The 24845-nt window shown below is 67.2% G+C and carries 24 protein-coding genes and 1 pseudogene; 20 read left to right on the top strand and 5 right to left on the bottom strand.

Annotated features, from left to right (window positions below; translation table 11 throughout):
• Positions 1 to 41: 41 nt before the first annotated feature.
• A complete protein-coding gene (locus ACIBK2_RS16660; protein ID WP_396968057.1) occupies positions 42 to 452 on the bottom strand; it encodes a peptidase inhibitor family I36 protein in 411 nt (136 codons plus the stop codon).
• Between the two features lie 272 nt (positions 453 to 724).
• Here ACIBK2_RS16660 and ACIBK2_RS16655 point away from each other — a divergent pair, with 272 nt between their 5' ends.
• Positions 725 to 1684, top strand: coding sequence for an ArsR family transcriptional regulator (locus ACIBK2_RS16655; protein ID WP_396968055.1), 960 nt, complete (start codon positions 725 to 727; stop codon positions 1682 to 1684).
• Between the two features lie 52 nt (positions 1685 to 1736).
• A complete protein-coding gene (locus ACIBK2_RS16650) occupies positions 1737 to 2708 on the top strand; it encodes a magnesium transporter CorA family protein (protein ID WP_396968053.1) in 972 nt (323 codons plus the stop codon).
• Between the two features lie 996 nt (positions 2709 to 3704).
• Here ACIBK2_RS16650 and ACIBK2_RS16645 read toward each other — a convergent pair.
• From ACIBK2_RS16645 to ACIBK2_RS16635, 3 genes and pseudogenes are all read right to left on the bottom strand, one after another.
• Positions 3705 to 4052: pseudogene (locus tag ACIBK2_RS16645) on the bottom strand (DUF707 domain-containing protein); the annotation flags it as partial.
• A gap of 221 nt (positions 4053 to 4273) precedes the next feature.
• Positions 4274 to 5353: a glycosyltransferase gene (locus ACIBK2_RS16640; RefSeq protein WP_396968052.1), complete on the bottom strand. Its 1080-nt coding sequence runs from the start codon at positions 5351 to 5353 to the stop codon at positions 4274 to 4276.
• 59 nt (positions 5354 to 5412) lie between these two features.
• Positions 5413 to 7335, bottom strand: coding sequence for a hypothetical protein (locus ACIBK2_RS16635; RefSeq protein WP_396968050.1), 1923 nt, complete (start codon positions 7333 to 7335; stop codon positions 5413 to 5415).
• A gap of 459 nt (positions 7336 to 7794) precedes the next feature.
• Here ACIBK2_RS16635 and ACIBK2_RS16630 point away from each other — a divergent pair, with 459 nt between their 5' ends.
• The 14 genes from ACIBK2_RS16630 to ACIBK2_RS16565 all read left to right on the top strand — a co-directional run bounded on the left by ACIBK2_RS16630 (position 7795) and on the right by ACIBK2_RS16565 (position 19477).
• Positions 7795 to 9642 carry a hypothetical protein gene (locus ACIBK2_RS16630; protein WP_396968048.1) on the top strand — a complete coding sequence of 616 codons (1848 nt, stop codon included), beginning with the start codon at positions 7795 to 7797 and terminating at the stop codon, positions 9640 to 9642.
• Positions 9642 to 10463 carry a hypothetical protein gene (locus ACIBK2_RS16625; RefSeq protein WP_396968046.1) on the top strand — a complete coding sequence of 274 codons (822 nt, stop codon included), beginning with the start codon at positions 9642 to 9644 and terminating at the stop codon, positions 10461 to 10463. The genes ACIBK2_RS16630 and ACIBK2_RS16625 overlap by 1 nt, the downstream gene beginning before the upstream one ends.
• A gap of 42 nt (positions 10464 to 10505) precedes the next feature.
• Entirely contained in the window at positions 10506 to 11342 is an 837-nt protein-coding gene (locus ACIBK2_RS16620) for a YbaB/EbfC family nucleoid-associated protein (RefSeq protein WP_396968044.1), read from the top strand.
• Positions 11343 to 11384: 42 nt separating this feature from the next.
• Positions 11385 to 13061 (top strand): hypothetical protein, encoded by a 1677-nt coding sequence (locus ACIBK2_RS16615; RefSeq protein ID WP_396968042.1) that lies wholly within the window; start codon positions 11385 to 11387, stop codon positions 13059 to 13061.
• The gene (locus ACIBK2_RS16610; RefSeq protein WP_396968040.1) at positions 13058 to 13840 is read left to right on the top strand and encodes an ESX secretion-associated protein EspG; all 783 of its coding nucleotides are present in this window, start codon (positions 13058 to 13060) and stop codon (positions 13838 to 13840) included. Before ACIBK2_RS16615 ends, ACIBK2_RS16610 begins: the two co-directional genes overlap by 4 nt.
• The gene (locus ACIBK2_RS16605; RefSeq protein WP_396968038.1) at positions 13824 to 14333 is read left to right on the top strand and encodes a hypothetical protein; all 510 of its coding nucleotides are present in this window, start codon (positions 13824 to 13826) and stop codon (positions 14331 to 14333) included. The genes ACIBK2_RS16610 and ACIBK2_RS16605 overlap by 17 nt, the downstream gene beginning before the upstream one ends.
• Positions 14330 to 14626, top strand: coding sequence for a YbaB/EbfC family nucleoid-associated protein (locus ACIBK2_RS16600; RefSeq protein WP_396968036.1), 297 nt, complete (start codon positions 14330 to 14332; stop codon positions 14624 to 14626). The genes ACIBK2_RS16605 and ACIBK2_RS16600 overlap by 4 nt, the downstream gene beginning before the upstream one ends.
• Positions 14627 to 14864: 238 nt before the next feature.
• Positions 14865 to 15182 (top strand): type VII secretion target, encoded by a 318-nt coding sequence (locus ACIBK2_RS16595; protein WP_396968034.1) that lies wholly within the window; start codon positions 14865 to 14867, stop codon positions 15180 to 15182.
• The gene (locus ACIBK2_RS16590; RefSeq protein WP_396968032.1) at positions 15182 to 16525 is read left to right on the top strand and encodes a hypothetical protein; all 1344 of its coding nucleotides are present in this window, start codon (positions 15182 to 15184) and stop codon (positions 16523 to 16525) included. The genes ACIBK2_RS16595 and ACIBK2_RS16590 overlap by 1 nt, the downstream gene beginning before the upstream one ends.
• A gap of 10 nt (positions 16526 to 16535) precedes the next feature.
• The gene (locus tag ACIBK2_RS16585) at positions 16536 to 16835 is read left to right on the top strand and encodes a PE family protein (RefSeq protein ID WP_396968030.1); all 300 of its coding nucleotides are present in this window, start codon (positions 16536 to 16538) and stop codon (positions 16833 to 16835) included.
• A gap of 43 nt (positions 16836 to 16878) precedes the next feature.
• A complete protein-coding gene (locus ACIBK2_RS16580) occupies positions 16879 to 17892 on the top strand; it encodes a PPE domain-containing protein (protein WP_396968028.1) in 1014 nt (337 codons plus the stop codon).
• A gap of 10 nt (positions 17893 to 17902) precedes the next feature.
• The gene (locus ACIBK2_RS16575; RefSeq protein WP_396968026.1) at positions 17903 to 18727 is read left to right on the top strand and encodes an ESX secretion-associated protein EspG; all 825 of its coding nucleotides are present in this window, start codon (positions 17903 to 17905) and stop codon (positions 18725 to 18727) included.
• Positions 18728 to 18820: 93 nt separating this feature from the next.
• Positions 18821 to 19138, top strand: coding sequence for a WXG100 family type VII secretion target (locus ACIBK2_RS16570; RefSeq protein ID WP_357391614.1), 318 nt, complete (start codon positions 18821 to 18823; stop codon positions 19136 to 19138).
• A 42-nt stretch (positions 19139 to 19180) separates the two neighbouring features.
• The gene (locus ACIBK2_RS16565; protein WP_357391615.1) at positions 19181 to 19477 is read left to right on the top strand and encodes a WXG100 family type VII secretion target; all 297 of its coding nucleotides are present in this window, start codon (positions 19181 to 19183) and stop codon (positions 19475 to 19477) included.
• Between the two features lie 59 nt (positions 19478 to 19536).
• On the opposite strand, the gene eccE is transcribed toward ACIBK2_RS16565, so the two are convergent.
• Complete coding sequence (gene eccE, locus ACIBK2_RS16560) at positions 19537 to 21273, bottom strand: type VII secretion protein EccE (RefSeq protein ID WP_396968022.1); 1737 nt, start codon at positions 21271 to 21273, stop codon at positions 19537 to 19539.
• Positions 21274 to 21335: 62 nt separating this feature from the next.
• Here eccE and eccB point away from each other — a divergent pair, with 62 nt between their 5' ends.
• From eccB to ACIBK2_RS16540, 4 genes are all read left to right on the top strand, one after another.
• Positions 21336 to 22757 carry a type VII secretion protein EccB gene (eccB, locus tag ACIBK2_RS16555; protein WP_396968020.1) on the top strand — a complete coding sequence of 474 codons (1422 nt, stop codon included), beginning with the start codon at positions 21336 to 21338 and terminating at the stop codon, positions 22755 to 22757.
• Positions 22758 to 22921: 164 nt separating this feature from the next.
• Positions 22922 to 24016 carry a hypothetical protein gene (locus ACIBK2_RS16550; RefSeq protein WP_396968018.1) on the top strand — a complete coding sequence of 365 codons (1095 nt, stop codon included), beginning with the start codon at positions 22922 to 22924 and terminating at the stop codon, positions 24014 to 24016.
• On the top strand, positions 24013 to 24477 hold the full coding sequence (locus ACIBK2_RS16545) for a YbaB/EbfC family nucleoid-associated protein (protein ID WP_396968016.1): 465 nt from the start codon (positions 24013 to 24015) through the stop codon (positions 24475 to 24477). The genes ACIBK2_RS16550 and ACIBK2_RS16545 overlap by 4 nt, the downstream gene beginning before the upstream one ends.
• Positions 24470 to 24841, top strand: a complete 372-nt coding sequence (locus ACIBK2_RS16540; protein WP_396968014.1) for a YbaB/EbfC family nucleoid-associated protein — start codon at positions 24470 to 24472, stop codon at positions 24839 to 24841. Before ACIBK2_RS16545 ends, ACIBK2_RS16540 begins: the two co-directional genes overlap by 8 nt.
• Positions 24842 to 24845: the final 4 nt, after the last annotated feature.

Below are 24845 nucleotides of genomic sequence, written 5' to 3'. Positions count from 1 at the left end.
GGTAGCTATCGATCCGCCGGCTGCCAAGGACCGGAGTCCGGCTACGGGTTGCACCACTTGTTGGAGCTGATGTTGTGCTCGAAGCCGTCGCTTACCCACCCGCTGATGTTGGGCACGCCGTCGCCCAAGCCCAAACTATGCCTTTTGCCCGAGTAGTTGTATCCGGCATACATGTACACCGTGCAATATTTGCCATTGTTCTTGATCGAGTTGATGCAGTTGTCCCAGGTTCCGGAGGAGCACGTCGACTGCGGGAATTTTCTGAAGTCGGGGTTGTCGTCCCGCACTATGCCGCGAGGTCCTTGGTAGTTGTTGTACGCCCAGAAACAGAAATACTCCTTCGGGCATGACGAGTCGGCCAGCTCGGCCTCACCGGGCGCGGCCTGCGCAACTGGGGCCAGTACTGAGAACAGTGCCACTGCTCCCGCCGCTAAAGCGATCTGCAACTTCATCGATCTCTCCTTCTCGTACTTTTTATGCGATTGCGGAAAACGCGAAGACCGTTTGTCCCGCCCGTTGCCAGAGAATTGCGGCGGGTCAGCCGTCTCGACTGGAGACCAACTGGGGATCGACGTCTATGTCGACCGAGCCCTGTTGTGGCACAGTCGATTCCGTCTGAGCGAGGTGGTGTGAACTTTCTTCTTCCGGCTGACACAATTCTCATTGCCCGGCCGCAGCGCGTGCAATGGTTTCAGCTCAGCCTGAATAGTGAGACGGGGTAGGAATGCTGCGGATACTGTGCTCTGCCGACGATCTGCTTCGGGTATCCATCGCCGAGCAGCCCGCGCCGCTGGCGGAGTTGACGATCGCGATGTCGATGATGCAGCGCAAGGATTCTCATCCGGTCTTCGCGCCGTGGCGGCGGCACATGGCGCGCAGGCTGCCCGCGCAGGTGCGCCCGTTGCTGCAACTGGTGTCGCCACTCGGCGCGGGTCCGTGTTTCATCGACCCGCCGAGCCCCGGTATCGACGAGGGCCTCGATCAGGTGATGTCGAGTTCGCGCGCCACGGTCCGGGCCGAGTTGATTCGGATGTCCGGGATCGATCGTCCGCCCACCCCATGGCTCCGGCTGCTGGCCGACCAGGATCGCGACGCCTGGCTGGACCTGCAGCGGGCCCTGCAGGCCGCGCACGGCACCCTCCTCGCCGAGCAGTGGCCCCGGCTGCGAGCCGCCTTCTACGCGGAAACCGCATGGCGGGCCCGAATCCTCGCCCAACACGGATTACAGGCCGCGCTAACCAGTTTGGGCCTGTCCATCCGGTTGCAGGGGCTCACCCTCGAGGCCGACTTCCCGCGGGACCTCACGATCCCCTTGACCGGGCAGGGCATCATCCTGTGCCCCACCCTGTTGTGGACCGACCACCTGCTCCCCGCGCCCTATCCCGACGGCAGGCTCTTGCTGATCTACCCGGCCGCGACCCCGCTGCCACTGATCGACAGCGCAGAGTCGACGCACCCACTGACCGCCCTGCTGGGCACCACCCGCGCGCGCACCCTCCAACTGGCAGTCCGCCAGCACACCACCAGCGAACTGGCCCGCAACCTCGGCCTCAGCCTCGCCGCCGCCTCCATGCAAGCCAAGGCGCTCCGCGAAGCGGGCCTGATCACCTCCCAACGCGACGGCAAAGCCGTCTGGCACCAATGCACCCCGCTGGGCTTGGACCTGCTCGTCGCCAGCGGTTGAGCGATGTGCGCCTCACGTGCGAGGTCGAGGCCGCCGACTAGCGTTTGCCGGTATGGCGCGTACTCGGCTCTACCGCAACGGTGTGCTCGAAGCGGAGAACTTTCCGCTAACGGAGATCTCGGACTATCTGATCGATACGACCGCAACGGTCTGGCTGGACATGTGCTCCCCGGATGCGGACGACCTGGCGAAGATCGCTGAAGAGCTGAGTTTGCATCGGCTTGCCGTGGAGGACGCGGTGAATGAGCACCAGCGGCCCAAGCTCGATCGCTATAACACCCATGCCTTTCTGACGGCGTACACGGTGCGGCTCGACGCTGCCAGCGCGGTACTGGAGAAATCGGAGGTCGCCGCGTTCATCACCGAGCGGGCACTGGTCACGGTGCGCAAAAGCGAGAATTTCGATATCGATGAGGTGGTGCGGCGGTGGGACGCCGCGTCCGAGCTCGCCGAGAGCGGGGTGGGGTTCTTGGTGCACGGGTTGCTCGACTACGTCGTCGACAGCCACTTCGACGCGGTGCAGTCGTTGGACGAGCAGATCGAAGCGCTCGAGGATCTCGTCTTCGACGACCACGGTGACTATCGCGAATTGCAAAGGCGTTCACTGCGTTTGCGCAAGAGCCTGGTCGTGCTGCGCCGGGTGGTGCTACCGATGCGGGAACTCGCGAACGCCCTGATGCGCCCCGACCTGCACATTGTCGACGACACGATGATGCCCTACTACCAGGATGTCTACGACCACATCCTGCGCGCCGCCGAATGGACCGAATCCCTCCGCGACCTGGTCACCACCATCCGCGAAACCCAGCTGACCCTGCAGGGCAATCGCCTCAACTCCATCATGAAGAAGGTCACCAGCTGGGCCGCGATCATCGCCGTCCCCACCGCGATCACCGGCTTCTACGGCCAGAACGTCCCCTATCCCGGCTTCGCGAATGCCTGGGGTTTCTGGGCATCCACCCTCATCATCATCGTCATCTCCGCCACCCTGTACGTCCTGTTCAAACGCCGCGACTGGCTCTGACCACAACGCGGGCGTCGCCGCACGTCCGAACCGTGCGTCGTGACCGGACATCGGGTCTGCGCGCAGCAGCTCGCCCGCTCGCACCATCCGGTCGATCATGCCGTCCGAGGGAATTCCGGCCTGGAAGCAGTAACGTGCGCCCTCCAGGCGGCCGTGGGCGACGGCCACCTGCAACAGCTCGCGGGAGTGGTGCGCGAACTGCCTGGCTCGCATACCGCCGTTGGCTGCTATGTCCGCAGCGCGCGCCACCCAGCTCTCGAAACTGGGATACGGATAGTGCAGGATCATCGGCGCGACGAGAGTTGTGCTGGCACCGGCGAATCCGTCGAACGTGTGCCGGTCCACCGGCGTGACGTCCGGGCCGAGCCGGACCGCGCTGCGCACGGCCGGGGCGTCCAGGAAGGGAGACCGGCCGCAGATCCGGAAGACTGTGCACGCCTGGAACGGATCGGTCACCGGAGCCCGCACCGGCACGGCCTCGTGGCCGATGAACCGCACCTGCCCGGCGCCGCGCAGCTGCCAGTCGCGGCGGCCGTCGGTGTAGAACAGTTCGTTGACGCTCAACGGAAGCAGCCATGCCATCCCGGTGGCTCGCGCCGTCGCTACGGCGGCGCTGATATTGGCGGTCTCCTGAGCCGCGGCGTCGTCGCTGTCGGCTGTGGTGTTGTCGCACAACATAACTGGCAGCCCTGCGGTGAGTTCGTTGACCGTCGCCCGGACGGCCGGATCGTCGGTGTAGACGATGATCAGCTCCGCGCGCACCGAGTGGTAGTGCAACCACGCCGCCAGTTCCGGACACTGCCGGTCGAGGGTGACACAGATCGCGGTCGGTTGAGCGGTCGGCGGCCGGTCAGTCGCGGGCACCCCATGATGGACTCGCTTCGACAGGTCGTAGATCTGGTGTCGCACCAGATAGTCGCGGTATTCCTGAAAGGGATTCACCCCGGTCGCGTGCGCTGCGGTAAGGTTCGGGCCACCCACCGGCCTGGTGTGCCGGACGGTGACCGCGTCGATGATGGCGAGCGCGCGGGTGTCCCCGGCCAGCAGCGGCCAGTGATAGTCCAGGCCCCAGCCGGTTTGGGTGGCGTCGAAGGTCGGCAGGCAGCGAGCCAGGAACTCGCGGGTGAAACAGGGCGCCATGATCTCGATGAAATTCGTGTACCGCACGGTGTATCTGCGGTTGACCAGGGTGATCTCGTGGCTGAAGTAGCTGTCCTCGGTGAGGGCGGGCTGCGCCAGCGCGACGCCGTAGCGCGCGCAATGCGTGAACAGGTCGTTGATACCGGCGGTGTCGGTGTCCAGGTCGTCGTCGGGCAGCCAGACGTAGTCGTAGTGGTCGATCATGTCGGCCAGGTCCACGGTCAGCACCCGGTGCAGCGCAGGCCATTTCGGGCCTTTCCGGTCCAGCCTGGTGACGTCACCGGTGCGGTACCGGTCCGGGTCGTCGCCGAAATAGCTGACCACCAGGTCCCAGCTGCGTGGTTCCGGTCCGGCCAGCCAGCGCTCGTGCAGCGAGGCGTCGCCCGCGCGCAGGATCACCAGGTTCCGGCGGTTCGACTCTGCCACTACGCGGCGTACCAGCCTTCGCCCCACAGGCTCTCCAGGCGTTCGAAGTAGGCCTCGTACTGTGGGCCGATGACGTCGGTCGAGAACTTCGCGATCGCGTAGTCGCGGATGCCCTGGTAGTCGAGTTTGTCGACGGCGTCGACGGCGTCGCAGAATTCGCGCAGATCGCGGCAGCGGAAACCGTGCACGCCCTGCTGCACCGTTTCGGTGAACACGCCCCAGTCGGTGGTGATGACCGGGGTACCGCAGAGCATCGCCTCGGCGTGCACGCCGCCGAAGGGTTCCAGATACAGCGAGGGCACGAAAACGCCACGGGCACGGCTCATCAGCTCACCGCGCCGGACATGGTCCACCACGCCGACGTATTCGGCGTCCTCCGGCCGCGGCACCGTCCCGGCACCGGCGACGACGAGTTTCACACCCAACCGTCGGCAGGTGTCGATGGCGATCTGAATGCCCTTCGCCTCGACCAGCCTACCGACATAAAGGAAGTAGTCGTCCTTCTCGGCGGAGAACGGAAAGTCTTCCACCTCATAGTAATTCGGGATCACCGCGTCGTAGAACCGGCCGCGCGCGCTCATCACACCGGGTACGGTGCTTTGCGAGCCGTAGACGGAGTGCATCCAGGCGTAGCTCTCGAAGACCCGGTAGTTGGCGAAGACTCCGCTGTAGCCGATACCGAACTCGACGGTCATGAGCTCGGGGAAGGTGTCCGCGATCGGCTTCTGGCAGCAGCCGCCGAGCACGCCGATGAAATCCCGGTCCTGCTTGCGCTTGGCGATCTCGGTGATGGCGCGCTCGTTGGAGGTCAGCCAATGCGGCGCGTGCTGGTCCCAGGAGAGGTTGAGCGGCTCGGCGTACGGATCGTTGCCGCCGAACCATTCGGCTTGCTCGTCCTTGGTCACGATGGTGACGAATTCGGTGCACTCCGCGTCGTTCTCCTCGCCGCCGTACAGGAACACCTCGTGGCCGAGTCTCGTCATCATGGTGGCGAAGCGCCGGTTCTTCTGGGTGTAGGCGCACGGCTGGTAGTACTTGGTGGTCTGGGTGTTGGGCAGGTTGACGATGTGGAAACGCATGGGAGAGGCTCGCGTTCGAGTCGCAGGGGCAGGGGAGAGGATCGTTCGGTGGCGGGTCCTCAGCGGTCGATAATGGGGCGCACGGACAGGGGATCCTCGCCGACGGCCTCCTCGAGGTGTTCCTTGCCGTCGAGATAGGACGCGCGTTTGCGTTCCTTCTGCTGACCGGCCTGCGCTCCGCCCATGCCGCCCATGGGCATACCGCCCATCGGCATGCCGCCCATCGGCATCGCCGCCGCGTCCGCGATACCGGCCCGGGGGACAACGGTTTCCGTCGTGACCGCCCCGGTGCCGCCTTTACTGGCCCGGGGAAACAGCTTGTCCTCGGCGGGATTCCTCATCGGGTTCGGTCCGAGCGCCCCGCCGGGCGACGAGCTGCCGCCGCCCGAACTCGCGGGCATGGTGAATCCGTAAGGGCCGGAAGGGCCCGAGCCGAACATGTCCAACGGGCCAGACGGCAGCCAGGCGCCGGACGCGCCGGACGGTACGCCGGATGCTAACTGCTGCAGCATGTTCGACAGCTTCGACAGGGGGCCGGAGGCGGCGCTCAGCGGGTTGGCACCGAGGGCGGCCGGATTGAAGGCGGATGAGCCTGGGGGAGTGGCAGATCGAGGACTTCCGGTCGGCATGCCGCCGAGCGGGTCGGCGCTACCGCCGCTGGATTTGCCGGCGCCGCCGCTGGGTTTGCTGCTTCCGCTGCTGCTGCCGCTGGGTTTGCCTCCGCCGCTGCTGGATCCGCCGCTGCCAGTGCCGGTGCCGCCGTTACCAGTTCCGCCGTTGTTGTTGCCGCCGCCTGTCCCGCCGCCCCCTGTCCCGCCGCCACCGGTGCCTCCTCCGCCGGTTCCGCCGCCGGGTCCGGTTCCACTGCCGGTGCCGCCCGCGAGGGTGTTGACGTCGGGGAAGAGGGGGATCATGCCGGTGAGGATGTTGATGTCGTCCTTATACGTTTTGCCGCCGGTTCCGTCCCAGAAAGCGCGGGGGCCGGTCAGGTCGGTGACGGTGCCGCCGAATTTCCATTCCCATTGGCCGGTGCTGGTGTTGTATCCGACGCTGCTGGATTTGTTGTTGGTTCCGCCGTAGAAGAAGGTGCCTTCACCGTGCGGGATGTTGGCCCAGATGTAGTAGTGGAGTTGGCGGGTGTGGGCGATGACGTTGGCCATGTCGAGCATGGCGGTATGCAGGGTCGAGCAGGCGGTGATGTAGGTGGTGAGGAACCCGGACGCGGTGTCGGCGCCTTCGCCCTGCCAGTTGGCGAAGCTCGGTTGGACGGCGCTGACGAATTTCGTGTAGCAACGGCTCCATTGGTCGGCCAGCCATTGCCAATCGCTGGACAGGGTCTGGATCGGAGCGGCGCTGGTGACCACCATGGCGGCGATGTTGGCGAAGTCGGGTTCGATGAGGCCGGCGCTGTTTTCGATCGCCCCGCCGATCAGGCCTTTAGCCGCGGGATCGGCGGAAACTCCGGAACCGGCTCCGGTGGGAAAGGAAGGGCCGGTCGCCCAGTTCCCGTAATTGATCGGTGCCGTGAACGGGGGCGGCGCGACCGTCATCGAGGTCCCGGTAAGGGGTGGGGTGAAGGTTTGCGCACTGGTCAATTCGTTCTGCGCGTAGGCCTTGGCCGCGGCGGTGAACGTGTAACCCATATCGGTGACGACGGCTCGGTGGTTCTGCAGCATCGGCACGATTTCGTTTTTCGCCTTGCCCGCGAATGCGTCGCACAGCAGTTGCATACTCAACCAGGTCGTCGACCGCTCCTGATTACCGGAGGTGTATGTGGCGGTGAACAGGTTCGGATCTATCGTTGGAAAGGTGCCGACGGCATCGGCCAAACCCATGATCGTCTGGATCATGTCGGCACAGGATTTACTGATCGCGCTCAGCGCGGCACTATTCACGTTCAGGAGCTTGAGTCGACCACCGGCGGCACTGTTACGCAAGCCCGACCAGCCGGTCTTGTCATTACCCGTCGCTCCCGACGCCATCGCACTCCTAGCCATCACCCGCCGCTGCCAAGGTACTTAACCATGGTGTGTTGTGGCTTTCGACCTCGGAATATCCGAAGCACCAAGTGGACATCCGTCGTTAACCGTGACCCCGCGGCGCCGCGATACCCGAACCGTCGCTCCCGCAGCGGCTTTCCCGCGGCCGTTCGCGTGTATCTGCCCTGGTTGCGATCGCCGGCACCGGCGGAGGAACTCGGCCGAGCATGCCGCTGGACCGTCCTCGTTCGTTCGTCCGGCTCGGTGAACAGTCGGTGTACGGATCGGTCGGTGGATCTGCTCGAATGTCGAGTTACGACCCCGGGTGCTAGAAACATGGCGCGACGCAATTTGGGGTAGATGGCTAGGAGTGCGATGACGTCGGGAGCGACGGGAAATGACAAGACTGACTGGTCAGGCCTGAAGAAAAGTGCCGACGGCGGTCGGCTCAAGCTCCTGAATGTGAATAGCGCCGAGCTGACCGCGATCAGCAAATCCTGTGCGGACATGATCCAGACGATCATGAATCTGGTCAAGGCCATCGGCAGTTTCCAGACGATGGACCCGGCCCTGTTCACCAGAGAATTCAAAACCTCGGACGGCGCGCACTCCAGGTCGACGAACTGGTGGAGCATGCAACTGCTGTTCAGCACGTTCGGCGAAAAGGCGAACGCGATCGTGCCCATGCTGCAGAATCATCAGGCGGTCGTCACGGATATGGGTTATACGTTCACGGCCGCGGCCAAGGCCTACGCGCAAAATGAGCTGACCAGCGCGAAAATGTTTACCCCGCCTACTACGGCGACCTCGATAGCGATCACGCCGCCCGCGTTCACGGCACCGGTCAATTACGGCAACTGGGCGACCGGCCCCTCGTTTCCCACCGGAGCCGGTTCCGGGGTTTCCGGCGATCCCAGCGCGCCAGGTCTGATCGGCGGGGCGATCGAGAACAGCGCGAGCCTCATCGAACCCGACTTCGCCAACATCGCCGCCATCGTCGAGGCCATCGGCACTCCGGCGCAGACCCTGTCCACTGACTGGCAATGGCTGGCCGACCAGTGGAGTGGTTGCTACACAAAATTCGTCAGTGCCGTCCGACCCAAATTCTCGAACTGGCAGGGTGAGGGCGCCGATACCGCATCGGGTTTCATCACTACCTACATCACCGCGTGCGCGACCCTGCATACCGCCATGGTCGATATGGCCGATGTCATCGCGCACACCCGCCAACTCCACTACTACGTCTGGGCGAACATTCCGCACTCGGGCGGCGGCAGCTACTGGTACGCGGGCAGCGGCAAGAACGACAACCAATCCAGCAGCGTCGAATTCAACACCACCAACAATCAATGGCAGTGGAAACTCAACGGCAGCGTCAAGGATCTGGCGGGCCCCCGAGCCTTTTGGGACGGGTCCGGCGGCAAAACCTATAAAGACGACATGACCATCCTCGCCAAAATGATCCCCCTGTTCCCCGACGTCAACACCCTGGCCGGCGCCAACGGCGGCTCCGGCGGCGGCGGAACCGGAGGCGGCACAGGCGGAGGCGGCACGGGCGGCGGCGGAACCGGAGGGGGCGGCAACGACAACGGCGGCTCCGGCGGCGGCGCAACCGGCGGCAGCGGCGGTGGAAGCAGCAAAGGCGGCGGCAGCGGTGGTGGGAGCGGCAGCGGTGGTGGCAGTGGTAGCGGATCCGGCAGTGGCAGCGGTGGTAGCAGCGGCGGCGGATCCAACAGCGGCAGTGGACATTCCGGCGCCAGCGGTCAGCACGGCGGCTCCGGCCACTCCGGGGCACCGGGCACCGGCCCCTCGGGAGCCACCGGCCCCGGCCAGACCGGCCCTTTCGGCACCGGCGCCAGCGGTGGCACCGGCATGTCCGGCGCGGAGCTACTCAGTCTCTTTTCCGAAGTGCTGCAGCTCATCTCGTCGGGCATCCCGATGTTGCAACAGCTGGGTGCCCAGCTCGCCGCCCAGCTCGGGCCGGGTCTGCAGGCATTGGCGAAGGCCGTCCAGGACGGTGCGATGACCGTGCAGCAGGCCACGAAAGAAGCCGCCGACCGCATCGCGTCCGGGCTGGAAGACGTGCGGGATCGGTTCCTCCCACCCGGTCCCACCGGCCCGCACGTCGAGTCTCGTTCGCTGCTCCCCGGCGTCTTCGCGGTGGACCCGCTGCCCACCGGGCCCGGCCGGGCCATCGCGCCGGAGCCTGCGGTTCTCACCGACTTCACGGTCACGACCACCGATGGGCAGCCTGTCGCCGGTGACGAGGCGAACAGGCCCGCCGGTGTCGAAGTGGAAGGACAGCGGTAATGGCACACACCTGGCGGTTGACCGGCCTGGAGTATCTGGTGCTGCGCGAGCGGCTCGTCGGTCGCCAGCAGAACTGGCCGATGAACTATTACTCCGATATTCGCGGCTACTACGACTTCCAGTTCCGCAAGGCGCGGGTCTGGGGTGAACTGCAAGGTAGGTGGGAACCCGAACTCGCCGCGGCACTGGTGCAGTCGCTCGATGCGGAGGTGCGGATGGCGGTGCACGTGTACAACCGTGGCGCACCGGCGGATCTCTCGGGGCGGATGGTGCTGGCGGGCAAGCGTTTCGGTGACAGAGCGCTGCTCATCCATGGGCGTAACACGCACACCGTGGACAGTCACGACGACATCGAGATCACGGTGTGCGATGCCGCCGCGCTGACCCGCCTGATAGTCGACAAGCTGCCGCCCATGGCGGCGGGCTCGCTGCCACGCGTCGAGCTGCTCGGGCACAACCAGGAGGAGACCGTCGATCACTGGCACGGCCGCAGCTCCGTCTACGACGACGACCACAAGGTCGACAGCCACTGCAGGCAGTGGCAGGCGGCGCCGAAGGGCACCGTCGGCCGCGTCGTCATGACGCAGGGCCATTCCAAGTTCGGGCCGAGCGGCAAGGTCACCAAGCAGATCTTCTGGGAGGAGCACGTCGGTGACGGCGGCTATGTCATCGACCTGGATCCGACACCGGCCGCCGTCGCGACCGATACCGCGGGTCTGCGCGCGCTGATCGATCGGCAATGCGGCGAATTGCTGCTCGTCGGCCAGGACGAATCCCGGCGTGGAGTCGAGCGGGAAAGTGTCTACGACGACGCCTGGTGAACGACGTAAGCCGTGGTGGCAGCGAGGAAATGGAGGGCAGCGGTGACCAGGTCCAGTGATCGGCTGAAGTTCGAGGTGGCGCAGGTGCTCGACGATGTGGGGCAGCTGATCGCCGGAATGGCCGGTGCGCGGCAGCGGTTGCAGGCGTTGACGGCGTCGGCGGAGGGGGAGCGCGGGCGGGTCCTGGTGGTGGTCGACGCCTCCGGTGCCGTCGCCGAGGTCAGCTTCGCCGACGATGTCGATGATCTGGACTACAAGCAGCTCGCCAGGGCTGTCGTCGCGGCGGCGCAGCAGGCGGCGGCGCGGGTCAAGCGTCGCTCCGACGCGATCATGGCGCCCCTGCACGCGGCGCAGGCGCGGCTGCCGCAGCTGTCGGATCTGGTGGACTGGATGCCACGGCAGGACGGGATCCCACCGCCGCCGCCCGCCCTGCTGACACCGCCGGGTGAACGGGTCGCGACAGACCTGTTCGATATCGAGCGTGACGGTCCGGCACCGGCGCCGCACATTGCCGATGACCCGGCCGATTCGGCTGCGGCTTCCGGTATCTCGGCCGTCGCGGACCGGACCGCCGAGATCGTCCGGTTGCAGGATCATCGCGCGAAGCTCATCGCGACCGGCACCGCCGAAGGGCGCCGCGTCAGCGTCGCGGTGAACGCCGACTGCGTCCTGATAGATCTCAAATTCTCCACTGGCATAGGCGATCTCGACTATGACGAAATCGCGGAGGCGATCACCGAGGCGTCGCGGCAGGCCGTGCTGGCGGTGGCGCGGATGGCCACGGCACTGTTCGCGCCGGTCGCCGCCGACCGCACCGGCTTCCCCGGCCCGGCGGCGATACTCACCGGTGTCGAACGGCTTCGTGACCAATTGCGCTGACGCGCAAAGTAATTCATACATCAGCACCTTGGAGTGGTGGACATGGCACTTGATCCGGATATCTCGGACAACACGAAGTGGGCGGGTTTGCCAGGCGAGGCCGCCAATGGGCATCTGGCGCTGCGGCCGGGGACAGCCGAGAAGTGCGCCGAGCACGTCGAGGAAATGCTCAATGTGATTGTCGGCGTGCACACCTGGATTTTTCAGAATTTCATGCGGGCGAGTCCGCCTATCGCCAGTACCACTTCGGGTTCGGCGTTGTACAACAAGTACAACGAGAAGATCGCGACCGAACTGACCGAACGAATGGACCGGCACCGCACCATCCTCACCGACATGGGCAATACATTCGTTGCGGCGGCCAAGAACTATCAAACGACCGAGCACGACAACACGGTGAGCTTCCAGTGCAATCAGCCGGGCACCCCGCCGAGCGGATCGCCGAAGCCTGGGGCGATACCGAAGCGTCCGCGCAAGAACAGTTCTCAGTCCACCGTGTACGAGCCCTTGGACGTCGTTCCCGAGCCAGGATCCCAGTTCAGCTGGTCACAGCTGTACACGATTGGCAACTCGATCAATCCGCAGGCCGTCGCCGACGCCGCCGGGGTCTGGTACTGGTTGTCCAAGACCCTGGACACCGGGTTCACCACCCTTCGGTCCAATATCTATTCGGCGGGGGTCGATTGGCAGGGGGCGGGAGCACAGTCCGCGACGGAGGCCACCGCCCAATATGTCGGCGCCTCGCTCCAATTGACCGGCGACATGAACCTGCTCGGTGACAACATGCTGAACACCTCGGGCTGGCTGCAGCAGACCAAGCAGAACGCCACACCGCCGACCCCTGACCTGCCGTCGTCGCCCAATGCGGCCGAACAGTATCGACTCCAAATTCAGCTGTTCCACTACCAGGCCAATTTCCAGACCTACTACACCACCAATTTCCCGACCACCGCCAGCACCATCGTGGCGCTGCCGCAGCCCAACCAGGTGGCCGAGGTGCCCCCGCTCGACAGCCCCGCACCCGACCCCGAAGGGGAGCAGGGCCCACCGGCACACGACCCGGACACCAACGGCGAACCGGGACCGGACGGTGACAATCCGGGTGAGGGTGACCCGGGTGGTAGCGAGCCGGGCGGCAATGAACCCGGTGGCAATAAACCGGGCGGTAGCCATCCGGGCGGCACGGAGCCGGGCGGTAGCGAGCCGGGTGGCAACGAACCCGGGGGCAGCAATCCGGGTGGTAGTAACCCCGGTGGCAGTCAGCCGGGCGGTAACAACCCCGGTAAACCGGCGCCGACCGAGCACCTGCCGACTGGTGTGCTGCCATCGACGACCAACAAGCCCGGCGCACTGTCGGTCACCTCGCCGGGGCGGCCGCCGCTGGGGTTGAATTCGTCGACTGGTCCGGGCGGCCGTGGCCCGCTCGGCGGTATCGGCGGCAAGAGCGTCGCAGGCAAGGGTCTGCTCACCGCGGAGGAATTGCTCGCGAGGGAGTCGAAACTGTTTCCGCGCGCGAGCGTTGCGCCCAAGGAGGTCCCGCTCGGCCGGTCCGGGCCGGCCGGTGGCCGCGAGCCCGGCTTCCCGATCGGCGGCGCTCCCGGCGCGCGCCGGGACGAGGAGAAGCAGAAGAAGCGTTCGGAGCTGCTGAACTCCACCGAACATCTCGACGAGGCGCTCGGCACGCCTGGCCGCGGTGTCCGGCCGGTGTTGGAGCGGTGATTCGCACCTGGCATGTCACCGATGTCGAGCTGATCGTGTTGTGGCACCGGCTGTTCACCGATCGGCTACCGCTGCCGTTGTTCGCGCTGTATCGCGGCGCCGACGGTGCCGAGTGGGAGCAATTGGCCGCCGATGCTCGTAACAGCCTGCGTGCCAAGGAAGACGGGGTGCTGCACGGTGCGCTCGACCGGGTGGCGCGTGCCGACATCCAGGTGGGGGTGTATGCCTTCGATCCACGGAACCCGGACGACCCGTGCGCCGCGATACGGATGCTGGGCGCGCAGCAGGGCGCGATGGCCACCCTGATCCGCCAGCTGCCCGGCGAAACCCGCTGGCACAGCTCTGGATTCGCGATCTCCCTGCTGGCGGCGGAAGGGCTGGCGCGGCTGCTGGCGGCCGCCCTTCCGGCCTGCGGCGCGGGGCGGCTGCCGGATACTCCGCTGGTGTTCGTACCGGACGACGACACCGATCACCACTACGGCCGGTCTCTCGTGTACGACAGCGATCTGGATGCCGAACGCCGCAGTGCGGCCTGGCTGGAGCATCCGGTCGAACGTGACGGGCTGATCGAAACCAGCCTGGGCAGTTCGATCTTCGGCCCCAGAGGGGTTATCGCGCACCGCATTTCCTGGCGCGATCTGGTCGGCGACGGCCGCTACGCCATCGCCGAGTCCGGCGCTCCGGTCGCCACGGCGGTGGATACCCGGCGGCTGGCGGCGATGATTACCGCCGACATCACGAAGGTGTCGCAAACTTTGGAGGATGAGCGCTGTGTCTGAGCGGTTCGGGATCGTGCACGAGACCGGTGTTTTCGAAGGTGCCGATGACGACGGCACGGGCCGGTTCGATGAAGACGCCGGTGCCGCGAACCATCCGGCCGAATCACCGAGCGGCGACCTCGATCCTGAAGTGGCCGAGAAAGACTCGGAGTTCGCCGCCTATTCGGTCGGCGAGGCCTCGCTGCGCGGCGGCGAGATCGTGGTGACCGCAACCGATTCCGGTATTCCGCTGTCGGTGCGGGTCACCCAGGCTCAGTTGCGCCGCGATCCGAACGATCTCGGCGACGATGTGCTGCGGCTGTGCCGGCTGGCGGCCGATCGCGCGGGCCTGAGCCGCCGAACCTATCTGGCCGAACTCGGATTCGATGAACGGACGATGAACTTGCTCGGCCTGCCGACACCGGCGGCGGTGGAACGCTCGGAACTGGTCGACGAGGCCGAACGTAGTTACGAGCCACGCAGCTGGCTAGAACAGGATGGGGACCAGTGGTGACCGACTTCGCTGCGCTCGAGGCCGCCGCTAGGGCGCGGCTGACTCGGATGCAACAACTGTCCGATGAGCTGGCTGCTGTACGGGTCGCCCACACGCACGACAGCGGGGCGATCACCATCACTGTCGACGGAGCCGCGAGACTGCTGGATCTCCGTGTCTCCGAGGCTGTTTCGCAGCTCTCGTCGGCCGAGTTCGAGCGCGCCGTGGTGGCCACCGCCGGGGCGGCCGCGCAGCGGGCGCTCGGCCTGCGCGCCACGCTGATCGAAGATTTCAACGGCCAGGTGAACGAATAGCATCGGTGCTCGCGCGGCCCAGCCGGTTTCGGCGGTGGGCACCTGAATTGCCCCCCGGTACAACTGCGCAGGACAGCACAATCGAGCCCGCTCCGCCCGCTGATCAGGGCAATCGACAGCCAGGTGAACAGTAGGCGCGGCATCCGCGCAGAACTTGCCGATCGTCAGGGGCTCAATAGATTTCACCGTGAACCGTGTAGGTATCGAGTTCGTAATAACAGCCCTAGGAGCTACCGCGATGAACGTCCTCCATGTGCAGCCGGAGACCTTCCGACACTACGGCGACATTTCTGCGGCGATGGCAGCGACGGTCGCACTGGTAGGTGCCGCCGACCAGGCCGCCGGGGTGGCGGCTGTAGTGCCCGTGTTCGGGCTGATCGGCCAGGAGTTCCTCGCTAGTTTCGCCTACGCCCAGGCCAACCACCTCGGCTCGGTGGCCGAACTGGCCGAGATCTTCGGCACCACCGCCGCGAACTCGCACACCGCGGCCGCGGCCTACGAGCAGGCCGATCAGCACAGCGCCGACACCTTCGTCGTCCCGTCGGTCACCGAGTGATGGCGACCGCCGAAACAGCAACGGACCCTTTGCATCCCACGGTCCTCGACGCCCTGCGCAACACTCCGGTGGGGCCGATGCTCGGCCAGCCGGTCGAGCAGGTGCTGGCCGGGCTCGGACTGCCCGCGTTTCCGCAACTGCCCGCGCTCGCGCCGTTGCCGGGCCTGCCGGTGTTGCCGCCGCTCGACGTGGCCGCCCTCGCCAAGCCGATCACCGATCTGTTCAGTGGTTTCGGCGACGGCAATATCGGCGGCACCGGGGCGGTCAATCCGCAGACGTTGCTGACCAACGTGATTCAGGCCGTCCAGACGGCGATGCAGTGGGCCTCGCAGGGTATCCAGCTGCTGCAATCGCTGGAGGGCGCGGGCCCGCGGTCGGCCGCCACCTCGGCGGCCACCGCGCAGCTCACCTCGGGCGTGCTGACCCAGCAGGCCGGACAGATGCATATGTCGATGGGTGCGGCCGCTGGGACCGTGGCCGTTGGATACGCCCAGATGGGCGCGGTGGCAGCGCGATTCGCGCTCACCACCGCTGCGCTCGGTCTCACGCTGGCCACCCCGGCGGGGCAGGTGGCGCTGCTGGCGTCCGCGCTGGAGGCCGCCACCGAGGCGCTCGCGATCACCGCCACTACCAAGGCGCATCTGATCGCGCACTCCGGGCACATGAGCGCCACCGGGCAGAAGGTGCCGACGCACCACCTGCGCCGCGCGAGCCTGAATTCTGTGACCTCGTCGGCCAAAGGGGTTCAGGCGAAGCCGGCGCCGAGGGTGGGCACGCAGGTCAAGACCGCGAAACCGGGCACCGCGGCGGCTACGACCGCGCCGAACAAGTCCATCGAATCGCAACTGACGCAACTGATTTCGCAGCTACAGCAGGTGGTGCAGCCGTTGCTGTCCACCGCGCGCCAGCTCGGTCACGAACCGAGCCCGGTCCCGAGCGGGTCGGTGCCGCGCACGCCGACCGGGTCGGCCGCCGGCACCGAATCGCGGGGCGCCGCGCTCCAAGACGTCGGAATCGTCGGTGGCGCAACCAGTCTCGCGTCCGCACCGCTCGGTCAATGGCAGTCGCAGACCGCGTTCGCGACGCCCGTGCCCGCGGTGACCACGGCATCGGTGGTGCCGGGAGCAGCGGTGACGATGACCGAAGAGGCGATGCCACCGATCCTGCCCGCGACCGGAGCGCTGCTCGGCGCCAACCGGGCGGGCGCCGCCAACGGCACCGACTCGGCGCTGGTCACCGCCCGCCACGGCGACGAACTGGTGGGCGGGGAGCCCGCCGACACCACCACACCGGTCATCGGCGACCACATGACCAGCGGCCCCGACACCCCGCTCAACCCCTAAGGAGCACACCATGAGTCACGTCGCGATAGATCACGAACTGGCCAGGCTGGCGGCCGGTCGGCTCGACAGCCTGGCCGACGGCCTCGAGGGCGGCATGCAGGATTCCTACGCCGCGTTGCGCCCGGCCGCGGCCGGCCTGGATCCGGTGTCGATCCGGACGGCACAGACCTTTGGTGAGGTCGGCGGATCGTTCCGGGAGTCGTATCTGAGCGGGGTGCGCGAACTGCGCAAGATCGCCGCGAACCTGCGCTCACACGCGGATCTGGCCGAGGGCGCCGAGAGCAGCAACGCCCAGTTGTTCCACCTCTGACGCACCACGGGTGCGCGCACGCACCGAGACAAGGATGGACGCGATGGCCGAACCGGCACAGCACGGATTCACCGGCACGGTCTGGGACGCCGTCCCGGCCGAGCAGCTCGCGCACGAGCTGACCACGGGGCTGGGCGTCGTCCCGATGGCCGAGGCGGGCTTCGCCTACACCGCGCTGTCCGCGCGGCTCAGCGACGCGGCCATGGAATACCACGGCATTCTGTCCGTCGTCGGCAACGCCTGGGGCTCGCACTCCAGCCAGGACGCGCTGGCCCAGCTGGCTCAGCTCGGTGCCTGGCTGGACGCGAGCGCCGCGGCCGCTCGGAGCAACGCGGCGACGGGCGCGCAGCAGGCGGCCGCCTACGAGATCGCGCAGCTCGCCATGCCGCACGTCGCCGAGGTGTCGCAGGCACTGCACACGGCCGAGGATCTGATCAAGGGCAGCCTGCTCGGCGGACCGCTGGCCGGGGTGCTGGACTCGGCCGAACAGCAGCTCGACGCGCTGCGCGAACAAGCCGCCCAGGTGATGCGCACGTACGAGGCGGCGAGCGAGCAGCTGGCGACGCCGTGGCAGCCGGATCCGGCACCCGCGGTCTCCGACGGTGCCGCGCTGCTCGCCGAGGAAGAGTCGCCCACCACTGGTACTCCGTCGCAAGGTCCGGCGGCCGGCGCGTCGTCGGTGACGCAGCCCGCGCTGCAGCTGCCGCAGGGGGTGGACCTGTCCGCGTTGGACCTCACTCAGGTGCCGACCGTCCCGGTCGGGTCCGAGCCGATGCTGCTGACCCCGGTGCTGTCGCCCGCCGTGACGATGGCATCGGTGCCGACCCCGGCGACCGTGCAGCTCGCCACCCAGCCCATGGCGGCCGCGCCGCCGATCCTGCCGCCGGTCGCGGACAGTCGAACGCAGGCCAAGCCGCCGGTGTCCCGTGCGGTGGCCGCCGAGACCGACGACCTCGGTGACTCGATCCTGGTCGAGGCCGGATTCGCCACTGCGCCAGCGGTATTGGGCAGAACGGTCGACCACCGTCCAGTGCCGGCCGTCACTGCGGAGGACTGATGAGTACCGCTTGTTCCCGTCCGGTGGCGAATTCGACGGCGAGGCACGGATGACGACACTGACCAGCGACGGCTTCCTGGCCGTCGCCGACGCACTCGGCGTGCAGACCTTCCCGACCGTGCTCGCGCTGCGCCCGGGCCATCGCGACCACGACCGGCTCGAAGCGGCCAGGGCGGGCACGGTCGCCGAGCTGCTCGATCGTGGTGTGCTCGACGCCGGCGGCGACGTGCTCGACGATGAGCTGACCGCCGCGCTGCGCACCCTCGCACGCCCGGATCGCGCGCTGATCATGCGAATCCGTCGCGACGGCAAGCTGATTCGGCTCTGCCTGGCGCGCCGCGGCCTCGACCACGCGGTCGCGGTCCGTACCGGCGACGAGCTGGAGGTGCGCACGGTGTGGGGCGACGAGGATCCCGTCGCGCTGGCTGCCCCGTTGCTCGCCACGCTCGGCCGGTGCCAGCCCGCCGACATCGCGACATTGAGTGCCCCGACCGCCGAACTGCGCCGGCGGTTCGACGACGCCGGTTCGGATTACGCGGCGGTCGCCTACGGCCTCGGCATGCCGGAGGCGGCGGCGATCACCCTCGGAATGGTGCTGCGGCACTGTCATTCGGTTGCCGAGCTGGTCTGCTACAGCCACCGGGACGGCAGCGCCGTCCGTTCCGCCGCCACCGCAGCGGTCTACGACACGGCGGACGGGCGCGTCATCGGCGGCGGCAGTGTCGCCGCGGACGGACAGGCCTGGACCACCTTCGCCCCTGGCAGCGATCGCCGGTTGGCGCACGTGATCGCCGCGCAAATCGAGTCGCTGCCGGAAGGCAGGTGGATGCCCTAATCAATAGATCGGAACGGCCGTCGGCGACATGTGATCCCGGCCTGTTCAAGAATTATTCATCTGCAACCCCCTTATTCACTCAGGAGGCTTTCTATGTCCGGAGCACCAACAACCAGTATTGATCCCCAGGCGTTCAAAACAGCGCAGAGCAATTACGCGGCGGTGATTCCCGCGATCCGGAAGATCGCCGGGAATCTCGACGGCACCGTGCAAGGCGCGAAGTCCGGCTGGCAGGGGCAGGCGTACGTGGCTTTCTGCAAATTCGCCGACGATCTGCACGCGCAGATCATCAAGTTGAACGGTGACCTGAACGCGGTGTCGGATGCCCTGGATCAGGGGCAGAAGGTCATCGCCAACACCGAATACGACAACGCGGAAAGCTTCACCAGCCTCGGCACCAAATTCACCTGATGCACCGCGCCCCCGTTCGTACTCGATAAGAAAGGCATTCTGATGACCGATTCCCCCATGGTGTACAACGCCGGTGCGATGTCCGCACTGGTCGCCGATCTGCGCACCTACCAGCAGCAACTGCAGGGCCAGCACAACGATGCCGAGGAGCAGCGCAAGGTGCTGGACGCGAACTGGCAGGGCCAGGGCAACGTCAGCTTCGACGCCAAGCACAAGACGCTGATGGACGACCTGACCCAGCTCACCGAGACCGTGCTGAAGCACGCGATCGACGGCGTGCAGGCCGCCTCCGACCATGCCTTCACCACCGACGGCAAGGTCGCCGCCACCTTCGAGTAGCCCGCCTATACGCGACGCGGGCCCGGTACCCCCGAGGGTGCCGGGCCCGCGTTTCGGTGTCAGGCCGGTTGTGGCACCGAGTCCGGCGCGGCATCGAGGTAGCGCGACTCCTCCGGAATCGTCACCGCCCGCACCGTGAGCACGCCACGTGCGGTGCGGATGGTCACCTCGTGCGGATCGGTCGCGGATTCGACGAGCACGACATCGGCCCCCGGCACGGCCGCGGACACCTCGCCCGGCGCTCGGACATGCAACACGGTCGCCTCCGCGACCTGCCCGGCCGAGCCGACCCCGTCGTAGACGATCATCGTGGCGGCCGCGGCATGCTGGGCGCCGCCACCTGGCGAGGACACCGACAACGCCGTCGGCTCGCCGACTTCGGCCGCCAGGTGTGACCAGGCGTCCGGCCGGGTGCTGTGCACGATCACCTTGGCGCCCACCGCGATCGCGCGCAGCACCATCAGCTGGGTCAGGCGCAGCTGCCCGACGATCTCCACGCGCCGCACCGCGGGTCCGAACAAGGGCACCGCGACGCCGAATCCGTCGCTGGTCGCGCCGATCACCTGGCCGGATCCGGCGGCCGGGACGGCGAGTCGAGCCAGTGCCGCGGGCGGACCGCTGGACGCGGTGGCCGGGTCGATGTGCCCGCCGTCCAACAGGATTCGCCGCTGTCGTCCGGTCAGCCGCCGTAGCCCCAGCTCGGCAGGCATCTCCGGTCGATCGCCCGGCATCGTCGCGTTCGTGTCGTGCCGCACCAGCGCGGTCACCGCCACCTCGTCGGCGGCGCGGCCGGGTCCGGCCGATCGGGCGACCGGTGTCAATCGCAGTCGTACCAGGGTCGACAGCCCGGGTACCGCCCAGATTCCGGCCAGCAGTTCGGAGGTCAGCCGCCCGGATCGGACGGTGTAGCCCGACATCTCGACGGCGTCGTTGCGCACCGTGTGCCACTGCTCGGTCCAGTCCTGCGGCGCGGTGTCGTACAGCGCGTCCGCGTCCGCGGCGGTCAGCTCGGCGGCGGTCAGCATGCGCACCCGGACCCCGTCGGTAGCCAGGCGGCTGACCACCCGGCGGGTCGCGACCAGCGCTGTGCGGATGGTGCCCTCGTCGCCGCCGCCGCGATTGTCGATGGCCTCGGTGTTGTCGAGCGGATCGAAGCGCAGCGCGAGCCGGACGGTGCGGGCCGCCGAGGCGGGCAGCGGCCCGAGCAGCTGCTCGTAGATCCGCACCACCTCCTGATCGCCCTGGGTGCGCACGCCCTGGGTGACGACGTCGATGGCGGCGAGCCGGATATCGAACTGGGACAGGCAGCGGGCCGCCTCGGTCAGCGGCACCGCGTCGTCGGTGCGGATCTGCGCCGGGCCGAGCAGCGTCGGTGCGACGGTGGCCTGGCCCACCTCGAGCATGGTGATCATGTAACGGCCGTCCCAGCGCATTCCGCAGTGGACGCCACCGGACTCCGGGACGGGCACGTCGAAGGCGGCCGCCGCCGGCTGAATAGCAGAGCCGCGCCGATTGCGCCACCGGAGGGCGATTCGCATTCCCAGAATTTGCCAAATATTTGTCTGTTCAATTTTGATCGTGCCGAGCAGTGCAATTCCGAAACCGATGGCAAGTGACACCCAGAGTTGTGCGTGCAACGCGACCGCGGCAGTTCCGGCGGCGGCACCGGCAGCGGCCGCGGGCAGCACTACCGAAAGCGGTAGCAGATCGAAAAGTCCGCGGGGCCCGGAACGCAACGCGGGAATACCTGGGGATAACGGATTTCTGTTGATCGGCAGGCCGGACACTTCACTCATTGCGGTAGCATCTCACGAGCCCTTCGAATTCGCGTGTTCGCGGGCATGGTGGAGGAGATGTAATGCCGGCACAGTTGACTACCCGAGCGCAGGTCAATGGTTATCGATTCCTGCTGCAGCGTTTCGAACACGCGCTGGTGCGCCGCGATGTCCGCATGTTGCACGATCCGATGCGCATTCAATTCCGGTCCTTGATCACCGGGCTGGTGCTCGCCGTGCTGTTCACCGGCGGCTGCATGGTCATGTCGTACCTGAAGCCGGACACCAAGATCGGCGAGTCCAAGATCGTCATGGGCTCGGTCAGCGGTGCGCTGTACGTGGTGATGGACAAGACGACGCTGCACCCGGTGCTCAATCTGGCCTCGGCGCGACTGGTCACCGGTAGTGCCGAAGCACCAACGCAGATAAAGGATGCCAAGCTCAACTCGCTGTCGCGTGGCCCGCTGCTCGGTATCCCCGGCGCCCCGGCGGCGCTGCTCGGCCCGGACGCGGCCGACCGTTCGGAATGGACGTTGTGCGATGACACGACCTCCGGCGTCAAGACCACCCTGCTGGACGGCACGCCTCGGGTGAGTGCGCAGGTGCGCGCGGTCGCCGACGACCAGGCGCTGCTGGCGACGCTGGGTGACGGGACCTATCTGATCTACAACGGCAAACATGCTCGCGTCGACATGAACAACCCCGCGATCGTGTCCGCACTACGGGTGCGTGGGCTGCGTTCACGCCCGATGGGGACCGGACTGCTGAACGCCACCGTCGCCGCGCCCGAACTCACGGTGCCGGGGATCGCGAACGCGGGTGCCCCCGGCCCGGCCAGGATGGACAAACTCGTTGTGGGATCGGTGATTCGGGTTGACAACTCGCACGACACCACGCTCTACGTGGTGCTGTCCGACGGTGTACAGAAGGTGTCCGCGTTCACCGCGGAGGTGTTGCGTACCGCGAATTCGATGGGCATGGCGGCGATTCCGCTCGTCTCGCCGGACGCGATCAGCGGCGTGCCGGTGCTCGACACGTTGCCGGTGGACCAGTTCCCCGCGGAACGCCCCACCATCGTGTCGGCCGACGACCAGCCGATCGCGTGCGCGACCTGGTCACGCGGCAAGGCCGACCCGACCGCGCGGTTGCAGCTGCTCGCCGGTAAACAACTGCCGCTGCCGGTGGACGCGCGTGCACTGACGCTGGTCGGCGGCGGTCTCGACGGCCACGCCGACGCCAGCTACATCCCGCCTGCCAGTGGCGAATTCGTGCAGGTGACGGGGATCGAACCGGACAGCACCCGACGCGACGGCCTGTTCTATGTGACCGACACCGGGATCCGATTCGGCATCCCCGACGCGGCCACCGCCGCCATGCTCGGCCTGTCCGAACCGAAACTCGTGCCGTGGCAGCTGCTCAGCCAGCTGCCGCCCGGGCCCATGCTCGACCGGCAGTCGGCCTTGATCGCCCGCGACACCGTGCGCGGCGACGGCCCCGCTCGATAATGCCCGACCGCGATTCCGCTGGACGCTACCGCGTACGGGTGCCCAGCGAGCCGAAGCTGCCGCGTTCACCAGATGTTCACCGTGACGAGAACCCGAACGAGCGCCGTCGGCCGCCCGATACGCCGGATCGGTCTGATGTATTCCCCAGTGAGAGATGAGGACTGATGCCGCGGATAGTGAGCAGGCGTACCGACGGGGCGGCGATCGTCGCGGTCGGCGGCGCCTGCGTGATCGTCGAACCGGACTCGGTCGACGCGAGCGGACGCTACGGGGTCGCCGCGACCGCGCTCGAGGTGACGCTGGTGAATATCGCCGCGGTCGAACCCGGTTTCCGCGCGGCCGACGGGCCGATGCCGGACGGCTTGCTCTCGGCCGACCAGATCGCGGCGATCCTGGCGTGGGAGGTCGGTTTCGTCGAGGGCGTCGAGGGCGATGCGGAGCGGCCGGGCCTCAGCGGCAATGAGGCCGAACTGTATCTGCGCTATCGCCCTGACACGGGTGACGCCTATCCCGATTCGGTGGCACGGTCGGCGGACGTCGCCTTCGCCCTCGAGCTGCGTGCCGGACCGAGGATCGAGCAGGCCGCGACGCCGCAACGCGCCGGCGCGGTGGGCGGGGTCGACGACGAGTTCGGCGAGCCACCGCTGGTGACCCAGCTGTGTGCGTCCATGGCCTACCTCGACGATCTGTCCGGCGCCGAGATCGTGGCGGACGCGGCACAGGACTTGATCGACCGAATCAGTTACGCGGCAACGGTTTCGGAGTTCTATCCGGCGCTGGTGGCGGCGGTCGCCGCCGGAACCCTGCCCGACGAGGTCCTTCAGCTGGCCGGGGGCTTCGACACGGCGCAGATCCTCGACTTCTTCGCACGGCTGGTGACCGAGTTGGACCGGCTGCGGCCGTGGCCGGAGCCGGCGCTGGTTTCCGTGGACCCGGCGACGTGGCCCTCGATGGGATCGAGCGTGCCGATCGGCTGGGTGGACATCGCTATCGATGATCTGGAATGGGCGGTGAAGGCGCCGTTCGGTGACGTTGTCGCCGACGAGCCGCCGATGCTGGTGCTGCGGCTGCGCGATGGCCGGATGGTGGCGCTGGTCGGCGACGAGGAACCGGATCCGGCGCAGTTCGTGCTGCTGCTGCCCGCGCACGCCGACCAGCGCGACAGCGCCGAGGTGATCGCGTACCTGGCGCGATACGCGGGTTTGCGGGTGGAGACCGAAGGCCTGCGGGAGGCCCTGACCGAAATGGCGGCGTCATGATCAATCCGGAAAATCGACGGCTGGCCGAGGACGCCAGCGGATTACTGGACGCCTTCGGCCAAACCTTCGGGCATCTGGCCGAACTGGCGCGCAGCCGAGCCGAGCTCACGGCATCGGCGTCGGCGGAGCGTGGCCGAATCACCGTGACGGTCAACGCTTCCGGCTCGATCATCGCGACGAAGTTCGCCGGAGCCGTCGACGATCTCAGCTACAGCCAGATCGCCCGCGCGACATTGCAGGCGGCCCAGCGCGCGGCGGCGAAGATCACGCGCAAGGAGGCGGAGTTGCGTGCTCCGCTCATCGAGCGGCAGTCGGCGATGCCCCGGCTGGAGGACATGTTCAGCGAACTGGCCGAACTTCGCAAGAAGATGCCGAAGGCGGTGCCCGCGCCACTCACCCCGCCGAGTGAGCGGAACGAGCGGCCCGCCACCGGCCACCGAATACTGGATCGCGATGAGTGAGGCACGGATGGACGACGAATTCGCCAGGGCTGTCGATGATTTCACCGAGCAGGTGGCCGTAATCGGTCGGCTGCAGGCCGAAGCCGCGGAGCTGATGGGTACCGGAACGGCCGCGCGTCGACGGGTGACCGTCGTGGTGAACGCCGACGGCATCGCCATCGACATCAAATTCGCCTCCAGCATCGGCGATTTGGAGTACGACGAGATCGCCGAGGCGATCACCGAGGCGTCCGGCAAGGCCGTTGTCGATGTTGCCCGGCGCCGGAAGGAACTGATGGCCCCGGTCATGGTCGACTACGGCGAGGCACCGAAGGTCGGCGACATGCTCGCCGCCGTCGATTCCTTGAAAGATCAACTCAGCTGAACCG

Origin of the sequence: Nocardia sp. NPDC050175, from assembly GCF_044459885.1 — a bacterium.
Lineage (GTDB): Bacteria > Actinomycetota > Actinomycetes > Mycobacteriales > Mycobacteriaceae > Nocardia.
Note: the sequence above shows the minus strand (reverse complement) of the source record. Positions and strands in the feature narration are given on the sequence as shown.